The following is a 9711-nucleotide window of genomic DNA, read 5'->3' as shown; positions in this document are numbered from 1 at the left end:
CCTCGTCGACGGGCGCTGCAGGCGCCTCGAACGGGGCGTCGGTGGTCGGTGCAGGCGCCTCGAACGGGGCGTCGGCGGTCGGCGCCTCGTCGAAGGACGGCACGTCGGAGACGGGAGCCTCGAGCACGGCGGCCGAGGCGCTCGCCTCGGCGGAGGCGTCGGCGGTGACGTCACCGTCCTGGTGGGCGGAGATCAACTCCACGAGTTCTCCCTTTCGGCGCTTCGAAGCACCCACGATGCCGAGGGAGAGGGCGAGCTCCTGGAGCTCGGCCACCTTCAGGGCGCTCAGGCGGGTGCGGTTCGCCACGCTCGCGTCGGCGTGGTCGGTTGCGTTGGTCACTGGGTATGTTCCTTTCCCCTGGTCGCGAGAGTTGCCGACCCAGGAGAGCTTGATCGCCGGCACGAGCGATGTCGGTGCGCGGTGGCGCAGACATGCGCGAGAGCGAAAGCAATGGATTGCTGGGAATTGCACGATGCGGCCGGGAACGCGATACTTTGCGTCGCCTGCCGGGTGCGATCCAATCCTAACACCGAACGGAACCCGTTTCCGACGCACGACGCGCGGTGTGGAAAGCGGATGCCACGGCCGCCGCGCCGACTCAGCGCGCGGCGTCGGTCACGGTGGCGCCGAGGAAGTCCACCGCGAGCGGCAGGGCCTGCCATGCGGTCTCGGCCGACTCCTCGACCAGGCGGATCGCCTCGGCGCGCTCGCTCGGATCGCTGGCGAGCACGAGGATGGACGGGCCCGCGCCGGACACGACCGCCGGATGCCCCGCGGCGCGGAGCAGCCGGATGAGCCGGTCGGTCTCGGGCATGGCCTGCGCACGGTAGTGCTGGTGCAGCTTGTCCTCCGTCGCCTGGAGCAGCAGCTCCGGGCTCTGGATCAGGGCGGCCACGAGGAGCGCCGACCGCGACACGTTGAACACCGCGTCGGAGTGCGGCACCGACTCGGGCTGCAACGACCGCGCGAGCGCCGTGGACATCTCGTGCTCGGGCACGAGCACCAGTGGCGAGACGCCCCGGTGCACGATGAGCTTCTTGTGCCGCGGCCCCTCGGGGGTGACCCATGCGATGGTCAGTCCGCCGAAGAGCGCCGGCGCCACGTTGTCGGGATGGCCCTCGAGCTCGGTCGCGAGCTCGAGGAGCTCATCGGGCGTGAACGCCACGACACCCTCGAGCAGGCCCTTCGCCGCCATCACTCCGGCGACGATCGCGGCGCCCGAGGAGCCGAGGCCGCGGCCGTGCGGGATCGCGTTGTGCGCCTCCAGCCGGATGGTGGGCATCGGGACGCCCGCGGAGGCGAACGTGTGGGCCATGGCGCGCACGACGAGGTGCGACTCGTCGAGCGGGACCTCGCCCGCGCCGACGCCGTGCACCTCGATGACGTGGGCCGCGGCATCCGTCGCCTCGACGTCGAGCTCGTCGTAGCGGGCGAGCGCGAGGCCGAGGGTGTCGAACCCCGGACCGAGGTTCGCGGAGGTCGCCGGCACCTTCACGTGCACCCGACGGCCGACGAGCGAGCCCTCGACGGCCCCGCCCGGCACGACCGCGGCACTCGTCATGACGCGAGTCCGAGCACCTGGGCGATCTGCGCGGTGTCGACCGGCACCACCGTGGGCTGCACGTCCGAGCCGTCGGTCGTGCGCAGCGCCCACTGCGGGTCCTTCAGGCCGTGGCCCGTGACCGTCAGCACGACGCGGGCGCCCGCGGGCACCGCGCCGGCGGCCGAGCGCTCGAGGAGCCCGGCCACGCTGATCGCCGAGGCGGGCTCGACGAAGATGCCGACCTCGGCCGAGAGGATGCGCTGCGCCTCGAGGATCTTGTCGTCGTCGATCGCGCCGAAGTAGCCGTTCGACTCGTCGCGGGCCTGCAGGGCGAGCTCCCACGATGCGGGATTGCCGATGCGGATCGCGCTCGCGATCGTGTCGGGGTCGCGGACGACCTCGCCGCGCACGATGGGCGCGGAGCCGGATGCCTGGAAGCCGAACATCCGGGGCAGGCGCGTCGCGTTGCCTGCCGCGATGTCCTCGCGATAGCCGCGGGTGTAGGCGGTGTAGTTGCCGGCGTTGCCGACGGGGATGAAGTGGAAGTCGGGTGCGTCGCCGAGCACCTCGACGACCTCGAAGGCGGCGGTCTTCTGCCCCTCGATGCGGTCGTTGTTCACCGAGTTCACGAGGTGCACCGGGTAGTTCGCGGCGAGGTCGCGGGCGATGTCGAGGCAGTCGTCGAAGTTGCCCTGCACCTGCAGCAGCTCGGCGTTGTGCGCGATGGCCTGGCTCAGCTTGCCCATGGCGATCTTGCCCTCGGGCACGAGCACCGCGGCCTTGATGCCGGCGTGCGTCGCGTAGGCGGCGGCCGATGCGGAGGTGTTGCCGGTGGACGCGCAGATCACGACCTTCGCGCCGCCCTCGACGGCCTTCGTCACCGCCATCGTCATGCCGCGGTCCTTGAACGAGCCGGTCGGGTTCATGCCCTCGAACTTCACCCACACGTCGGCGCCGGTGCGGCGCGAGAGTGCGGGGGCCGGGAGCAGCGGCGTGCCGCCTTCGCCGAGGGTGACGACGGGCGTGGCATCCGTGACGTCGAGCCGGTCGGCGTACTCGCGGATGACGCCGCGCCACTGGCGCGACCCTGCCTTGGGGGTGGGGTGGTTCACACTGCTCCTTCGACTCGGAGGACGGACGCGACGGATGCGACGACTGGGCTCTGGGCGAGGGCGGCGACGGTCTCGGCGAGCGCGGACTCCTTCGCCTCATGCGTCCCGATGACCAGCGTAGCCCGCTCGGCCTCGCCGCTGACGCTCTGCTGCAACTGCTCGACCGAGACGCCGTGCTCGGCGAACACATGCGCGATCTGCTCGAGCACGCCGCGCTCGTCGGCGACCTCGAGCGTGATCGCGTAGCGCGTGGTGATGCGGCCGATGTCGAGCACGGGAAGCTCGGCGTGGGTGGACTCGGCGGTGCCCGGGCCGCCGATGACATGGCGCCTGGCGATGGCCACGAGGTCGCCGAGCACGGCGGAGGCGGTCTGCACTCCCCCGGCGCCGGCGCCGTAGAACATGAGGGGTCCGGCCGCGGCCGCCTCGACGAACACGGCGTTGTTGGCGCCGTGCACGGCGGCCAGTGGATGGCTGCGGGGCACGAGCGCCGGGTAGACGCGGGCGGAGACGCCCTCCTCGCCGGTCTCGTCGTCGACGAGTCGTTCGCAGATCGCGAGGAGCTTCACGACGAAGCCCGCCCGGCGAGCCGAGTCGACCTGCTCCGCGGTGACATTCGTGATGCCCTCCCGGTGCACCGCGTCGACCGGCACGCTCGTGTGGAAGGCGAGGCTCGCCAGGATCGCGGCCTTCTGCGCCGCGTCGTAGCCGCCGATGTCGGCGGTGGGATCGGCTTCGGCGTATCCGAGCTCGGTGGCCGTGGCGAGCGCGTCCTCGAGGGAGGCGCCCGTGGTGTCCATGCGATCGAGGATGAAGTTCGTGGTGCCGTTCACGATGCCGAGGATCCGCTCGATGCGGTCGCCGGCGAGGCTGTCGCGGAGCGGGCGGATGATCGGGATGGCCCCGCCGACGGCCGCCTCGTAGGAGAGCTGCGCGCCGACCTGCTCGGCCGCGGCGAAGAGCTCGGGGCCGTGGTTGGCGAGCAGCGCCTTGTTGCCGGTGACCACGTCCGCGCCAGAGGCGATCGCCGCCAGCACGAGCGTGCGTGCCGGTTCGATGCCGCCCATCAGCTCGATCACGATGTCGGAGCCGAGGATGAGCCCCTCGGCGTCGGTGGTGAGCAGCTCGGCCGGGAGGTCGGCGTCGCGCTTGGCAGCCGGGTCGCGCACCGCGATGCCGACGAGCTCGATGCGGGCGCCGATGCGCTGGGTGAGCTCGTCGGAGTGCTCGAGCAGCAGCCGCGCGACCTGCGACCCCACCGACCCGGCCCCCAGGAGTCCCACTCGGATGGTGCGGTACTCGATCATGCGTCGGCCCCTTCTGCGGCGTCGGAGCGGTCGGATGCGTCGAGCCCTGCGTCGCGGGCCAGGAGGTCGGCCTCGGTCTCGCCGCGCACGATGACGCGCGCCGCCCCGTCGCGCACGGCCACGACCGCCGGCCGGGGTACGTGGTTGTAATTGTTCGCCAGCGACCAGCAGTAGGCGCCCGTGGCGGCGACCGCCAGCAGGTCGCCGGGCGTCACGTCGTGCGGCAGGTATTCGGCATCCACGACGATGTCGCCCGATTCGCAGTGCTTGCCCGCGATGCGGAACAGCGCCGGCGGGGCATCCGACTCGCGCGAGGCGATGCGGGCCGAGTAGTGCGCGCCGTAGAGCGCGGTGCGGAGGTTGTCGCTCATGCCGCCGTCGACCGACGCGTAGTGGCGCCAGCCGCCCTCGATCGGCACGGGCTTGACCGTGCCGACGGTGTAGAGCGTGACGCCGGCGGTGCCGACGACGGAGCGGCCCGGCTCGAACGCCAGCTTCGGCAGCGGCACGCCGTGCACGCGGCATCCGGTTGCGACCGCCTCGGCGATGCCCAGGGCGATCTCCTCGATGGGCGTCGGGTCGTCGGCCGCGGTGTAGGCGATGCCGAAGCCGCCGCCGAGGTTCAGCTCGGGCAGCGGGCTCACGCGGGCGAGCTCGGCGTGCGCGGCGAGCAGGCGCTCGGCCGACTCGGCGAATCCGGCGGAGTCGAAGATCTGCGACCCGATGTGGCAGTGCAGGCCGAGGAAGTCGAGCGAGGGGTGCGACCGGATGCGCGTGCCGAGCTCCACGGCCCGGTCGAGCGAGACGCCGAACTTCTGGTCCTCGTGCGACGTCGCCAGGAACTCGTGCGTCGAGGCGTGCACGCCGCTGTTCACCCGCAGTCGCACCCGCTGGACGAGACCGGCTCGCGCCGCGGCATCCGCGACCCGTTCGATCTCGATCTCGCTGTCGATGACGATCGTGCCGACGCCGGCGGCGACCGCCCGCTCGATCTCGGCCACGGACTTGTTGTTCCCGTGGAAGCCGATGCGCGCGGGCTCGGCCCCTGCGGCGAGCGCGATGGCGAGCTCGCCGCCGCTGCAGACGTCGACGCCGAGCCCGGCCTCGGTCACCCAGCGGACGATCGCGCCCGACAGGAAGGCCTTGCCCGCGTAGTACACGGTCGCCGACGTGCCGACGGATGCCGCAGCGGTCTGCAGCGCGGCGAGCATGCGCGCCGCACGGGCCCGCACGTCGGCCTCGTCGACGACGTAGAGCGGCGTGCCGAACCGCTCGGCGAGTTCGGTGACGGGGATCCCGCCCAGCACCAGTCGGCCGTCGGCGTCGCGGTGGGCGCGCTCGGGCCACACCTTCGGTGCGAGGGCGTTGGCGTCATCGGGCGTGCGGAGCCATGGGGGTGCTGCGTCGGTGGATGCCACGGGGAAACCTCAACGTGATGCGGAGAATCGACGGGGTCGCTCGCGGCGAGCGAACCCGGATTGGTTCCTGAAGCCTGCTGCGTACCGCCCTTGTGGGGCGGCCTTGCCCGCGAGTCTATCGAGGCCCCGGGGGCCCGCCGAAATCGGTGACGGACCGCGTCCCGGGCGCCGTGCGCCGTGACCGGGCGATCAGGGGCCGGGCGATCAGGGGGCCGGGCGATCAGCGCGCCGGGCAGGACCCGGTCTGCGAGAGGGTGGCCTGGTCGAGGCGCAGGCCGTCGCCCTTGAGCGTGACGACCGCGCCCGTCGGGGCCACCGCGATCTGCTGCACCTCGACGCCCTCGGGCAGGTACTGCGCGACGCACACGGGCACGGGGTCGTCGCCGAGCAGCCGGTCGACGAGGCCCGACACGTCGAACGAGCCGCCGCCGGCGCCCAGCTCGACGCCGATCGGCTCGAGCAGCACCGTGTCGCCGGCCGCGGTCGGGCGGGCGGTCACCGAGTACTCGACGGGGACGCCGAGGAACCTCACGGAACCGGTGTAGCCGACGGTGCCGTCGCCGAACGCCAGGTCTCCATCGACGCCCTCGATGCCCTGCGAGGCCACGAGCTGGTTGACCGCCTCTGGTGACGCCTGGATGGTGGCGGTCAGCTGCCCGACCGGCGACGCGAGGTCGACGGGAACGTCTTGGGCGACCACGTCGACGCTGACCGGCACGCCCTGCACGGCGAGCTCGGGAGCGGAGAGCTCCACGTGCTGCATGCTCCCCGAGAGGTATTGCGCGAGCACCGAGAAGCCGCCGATCGTGACGTCGACATCGCCGCTCACCTCGTCGGGCAGGCTCGCCTGGATCTCCTCGGCCACGCGGGCCTCGGCGACGTTGCGGATGACGATGTCGGCGACCACGACGAGCGCGACGAGAGCCACCACGATCGCGACCACGGTGATCCAGATGCGGGCCGCACGCGAGCGGCGGCGACGCGGGGCGGCTGCGGCGGCGGCATCCGTCTCGGCCTCGACGACCGTGGGATCCACGGCCCTCGGGGGCGCGGCGGCGGCCGCGGGCGCGATGACCTCGGTCGCCTGCTCGTCGGTGGGGATCACGGCCGTGGCCCCCTGGTCGTCGGCTGCGGCATCCGTCGGACGCGACTCCTCGTCGCGGCCCGGCCCGGCGGTCACATCCGCTCCGGAGCCGAGACGCCGAGCAGGTCGAGGCCGTTGCGGATGACCTGACCCGTCGCGTCGTTGAGCCAGAGCCGCGTGCGATGGAGGTCGCCGATCGGCTCGTCGCCGAGGGGCAGCACCCGGCAGTTGTCGTACCAGCGGTGGTAGAGGCCCGCGAGCTCCTCGATGTAGCGTGCGACGCGATGCGGCTCGCGGAGCTCGGCGGACTGCACCACGATGCGCGGAAACTCCTGCAGGGCGCCGAGCAGCGCCGACTCGGTCTCGTGCACGAGCAGCTCGGGGGCGAACGTCGAGCGATCGAGGCCGACGGATGCCGCGTTGCGGTCGACGGCGCACGTGCGGGCATGCGCGTACTGCACGTAGAAGACGGGGTTGTCGTTCGTGCGGCGCTGCAGGATCTCGGGGTCGATCGTGAGCGGGGAGTCGGCCGGATAGCGCGCCAGCGTGTAGCGCAGCGCGTCGGTGCCGAGCCAGGCCTGCAGGTCGTCGAGCTCGATGATGTTGCCGGCGCGCTTGGAGAGCTTCGCGCCGTTGACGCTCACGAGCTGGCCGATGAGCACTTCGATGTCCTTCTCGGGATCATCGCCCGCCGCCCCCGCCAGCGCCTTGAGGCGGTGCACGTAGCCGTGGTGGTCTGCGCCGAGCAGGTAGATCTTGTGCCCGAACCCGCGGTCGCCCTTGTCGAGATAGTACGCCGCGTCGGCCGCGAAGTAGGTGTAGACGCCGTTGCCGCGGCGGATCACGCGGTCTTTGTCGTCGCCGAAGTCGGTGGTGCGCACCCACACCGCGTCGTCCTCGTCGTAGACGTGGCCCTGCGCGCGGAGCCGCTCGACGGCCGTGTCGACGTCGGAGAGCGCGTCGTCGCCCTTCGCGTGCAGTCGACGCTCGCTCGTCCACACGTCGAAGTGCACGTTGAAGCGCTCGAGCGAGGCGCGGATCTCGCCGAGCTGCAGCTCGTAGGCGATCTCCGTCGCGGTGTGCAGGGCCACGGAGTCGTCGAGCTCGAGGAGATTCGGCTCACGCTCGAGCACGCGCGCGGCGAGGTCGGCGATGTAGCTGCCCGGGTAGCCGCCCTCGGGCGTGGGCTCGCCCTTCGCCGCGGCGAGGACGGACGCGCCGAACGTGTCCATCTGGTTGCCGGCGTCGTTGATGTAGTACTCGTTGGCGACGTCGGCGCCGGCGGCGCGCAGGACCCGGCCGATCGAGTCGCCGAGCGCGGCCCAGCGGGTGTGGCCGATGTGGAGGGGGCCGGTCGGGTTCGCCGAGACGAACTCGAGGTTGATGCGGGCTCCGCCGGCGAGCGAGTCGCCGTGCCCGTAGGCCGGCCCCGCGTCGACGATCGCCTTCGCGAGCGCACCCGCCGCCGCGGCATTTAGCCGGATGTTGATGAACCCGGGCCCGGCCACCTCGGCGCTCGCCACGCCGTCGATGCCGCCCAGGTCGGCGGCGAGCTCGGTGGCGATCTCGCGCGGGTTCGAGCCGAGGGGCTTCGCCACTCGCATCGCGATGCTCGAGGCCCAGTCGCCGTGCTCGCGCAGCTTGGGCCGTTCGAGGGTGACCTGGGATGGCACGAGGTCGAGCTCGACCGCGGATCCGGCCTCCCGACGTCGCGCGACGAGGCCGTTCACCAGGTCGAACAGGACACGCGAAAGGTCGTCTGGGGTCACCCGCAAATCCTACCGGTCGTGGTTGGTAGGGTTCGTCACATGCCGCGCTCGCTTTCGCCCTTCCGAATCCGTTCCTCCGGCCTCGCACTCGTCGCCGCGGCATCCGTCACGCTGCTCGCAGGCTGCACGCCCGGGCCCGCCGAGCCCACCGGGTCGGACGCGCCGAGCGGCACGGCCACGGCCTCCGCCCGCCCGACCGACGCGCCCGAGTCGACCGCGCCCGCCGAGCCGGCCACCCCGTTCGCGATCGACTGCGACGCCCTCGTCACGGCCGACCAGCTCTACGCGTTCAACCCGAACTTCGGCACCGACCCCGGCTACGAGCCGTCGGCGGCCAACGTCGTGGCCGTCGTCGAGGAGGACGAGGGCACGGCCTGCGGCTACCTCAACCAGACGAGCGGCGAGGTCATCGAGATCGCCGTCGCCACGCCGACCGCGACCGCGGGCGAGGCCCGCCGCAACGCCGCGGCGACGACGAGCAAGCCCGTGCCCACCTACGGCACCCCGCCGGAGGTCGAGGGGTACTTCCTGCAGGCCGGCGGCACCGGCGAGGCGCAGGTGTTCCACGGCCCCTACTGGATCGTCGTCGACTCCGTCGCGATCTTCGAGCCCGGCGATGCCCAGCAGCTCGTGGCCGCCGTGCTCGGCAACCTCGCGGCGGCCTGACAGGCGCGACCGTGACGGCCAACTCCGCGACGGGCACGCCCTCCTGGCTGGGGGCGGTGAACGACCGCGCCGGCCTCGCCGTGCTGCTCGAGCACGGCCCCCTCACCAGGAACCGCATCTGCGAGCTCGTCGGCGTCTCGAAGCCGACCGCGTCGCAGATGATGTCGCGCCTGCTCGCCGCGGGGTGCATCGAGGAGCGGGGCACCACGTCCGGCTCGGCGGGGCGCAGCGCGGTCGTCTACGCGGCCCGCACCGACCGGCCGCTCGGCGTGGCGCTCGATCTCGACGCGTTCGAGCTGCGGGCGAGCGTCGTCGACGCGACCGGCGCGGAGCGTCCGGTCATCCGCATCGAGCTGCCGCGCGATCCGACCGAGCGGTCCGCCGTCGAGGAGGTCTCGCGGGCGATCGCCGAGGCGAGCGCGGCGGCGGGCACCGACCCCGCAGCGGTGCACTCGATCTGCGTCGGCATCCCCGGCTACGTCGACCCCGGACCCACGGGCGAGCTGTTCAGCGAGACCCTGCCCGGCTGGCCGGTGCGCGGGCTGAAGTCGATCCTCGAGGAGGAGCTGTCGCGCTCGGTGTACGTCGAGAACGACGTGAACCTCGCGGCCGTCTCGGAGCGCGAGCACGGCGCCGGCGTCGACAGCGACGTGTTCGCCCTCCTCTGGCTGGGCAACGGCGTCGGCGCCTCCTTCGACGTCGCGGGCGACCTGCACCGCGGCAGCTTCGGCGGCGCCGGCGAGATCGGCTTCCTCCCGCTGCCCGTGGACGCGCACGCCCTCGATCCGAGCGCACGGACCTCGCAGGACCT

General features: G+C 72.5%; 9 protein-coding genes. 2 read left to right on the top strand and 7 right to left on the bottom strand.

Features of this window, described 5'->3' with window-relative positions:
• The 7 genes from GH736_RS11070 to GH736_RS11040 all read right to left on the bottom strand — a co-directional run.
• The coding region (locus GH736_RS11070) for a Rho termination factor N-terminal domain-containing protein (RefSeq protein ID WP_235934019.1) at positions 1 to 340 on the bottom strand (340 nt) is incomplete at its 3' end.
• Positions 341 to 599: 259 nt separating this feature from the next.
• Positions 600 to 1562, bottom strand: a complete 963-nt coding sequence (gene thrB, locus GH736_RS11065) for a homoserine kinase (protein ID WP_159603190.1) — start codon at positions 1560 to 1562, stop codon at positions 600 to 602.
• Positions 1559 to 2656: a threonine synthase gene (gene thrC, locus GH736_RS11060; RefSeq protein WP_159603188.1), complete on the bottom strand. Its 1098-nt coding sequence runs from the start codon at positions 2654 to 2656 to the stop codon at positions 1559 to 1561. Before thrC ends, thrB begins: the two co-directional genes overlap by 4 nt.
• Positions 2653 to 3963, bottom strand: a complete 1311-nt coding sequence (locus tag GH736_RS11055) for a homoserine dehydrogenase (protein ID WP_159603186.1) — start codon at positions 3961 to 3963, stop codon at positions 2653 to 2655. The genes thrC and GH736_RS11055 overlap by 4 nt, the downstream gene beginning before the upstream one ends.
• The gene (gene lysA / locus GH736_RS11050) at positions 3960 to 5381 is read right to left on the bottom strand and encodes a diaminopimelate decarboxylase (protein WP_159603184.1); all 1422 of its coding nucleotides are present in this window, start codon (positions 5379 to 5381) and stop codon (positions 3960 to 3962) included. Before lysA ends, GH736_RS11055 begins: the two co-directional genes overlap by 4 nt.
• A gap of 220 nt (positions 5382 to 5601) precedes the next feature.
• A complete protein-coding gene (locus tag GH736_RS11045; RefSeq protein WP_159603182.1) occupies positions 5602 to 6561 on the bottom strand; it encodes an LmeA family phospholipid-binding protein in 960 nt (319 codons plus the stop codon).
• Entirely contained in the window at positions 6558 to 8234 is a 1677-nt protein-coding gene (locus GH736_RS11040) for an arginine--tRNA ligase (protein ID WP_159603180.1), read from the bottom strand. The genes GH736_RS11045 and GH736_RS11040 overlap by 4 nt, the downstream gene beginning before the upstream one ends.
• Positions 8235 to 8273: 39 nt before the next feature.
• Here GH736_RS11040 and GH736_RS11035 point away from each other — a divergent pair, with 39 nt between their 5' ends.
• Together GH736_RS11035 and GH736_RS11030 are read left to right on the top strand one after the other, a co-directional pair.
• A complete protein-coding gene (locus tag GH736_RS11035; RefSeq protein WP_159603178.1) occupies positions 8274 to 8900 on the top strand; it encodes an iron ABC transporter ATP-binding protein in 627 nt (208 codons plus the stop codon).
• 11 nt (positions 8901 to 8911) lie between these two features.
• Positions 8912 to 9711: ROK family transcriptional regulator (locus tag GH736_RS11030; RefSeq protein WP_159603176.1), on the top strand; the 800-nt coding region annotated here is incomplete at its 3' end.

The organism is Agromyces humi (genome assembly GCF_009720255.1).
GTDB classification, from domain to species: Bacteria; Actinomycetota; Actinomycetes; order Actinomycetales; family Microbacteriaceae; genus Agromyces; species Agromyces humi.
Note: the sequence above shows the minus strand (reverse complement) of the source record. Positions and strands in the feature narration are given on the sequence as shown.